This window comes from Vogesella mureinivorans (assembly GCF_007644035.1).
GTDB classification, from domain to species: Bacteria; Pseudomonadota; Gammaproteobacteria; order Burkholderiales; family Chromobacteriaceae; genus Vogesella; species Vogesella mureinivorans.
Genome location: NZ_VMTV02000263.1, coordinates 1 through 257 on the forward strand (window position 1 = coordinate 1; position 257 = coordinate 257).

Annotated in this window: 1 protein-coding gene; it reads left to right on the forward strand. The window is 67.3% G+C overall.

All coding sequences use genetic code 11. From position 1 onward, the window contains the following. The coding region (locus FLQ44_RS08185) for an ATPase, T2SS/T4P/T4SS family (RefSeq protein WP_170252881.1) at positions 1–257 on the forward strand (257 nt) is incomplete at both ends.

Below are 257 nucleotides of genomic sequence, written 5' to 3' on the forward strand. Positions count from 1 at the left end.
GGGTATGGACCCGGTCACGCTCGGCCACGTCGATCGCCTGATCCACCGCCCGCACGGCATCCTGCTGGTCACGGGGCCGACCGGCTCGGGCAAGACCACGACGCTGTATGCGGCACTGTCGCGGCTCAATGACAGCACCCGCAACATCCTGACCGTGGAGGACCCGATCGAGTACTACCTCGATGGCGTCGGCCAGACCCAGGTCAATCCCAAGGTCGAGATGACCTTCGCCCGCGGCCTGCGCGCGATCCTGCGTC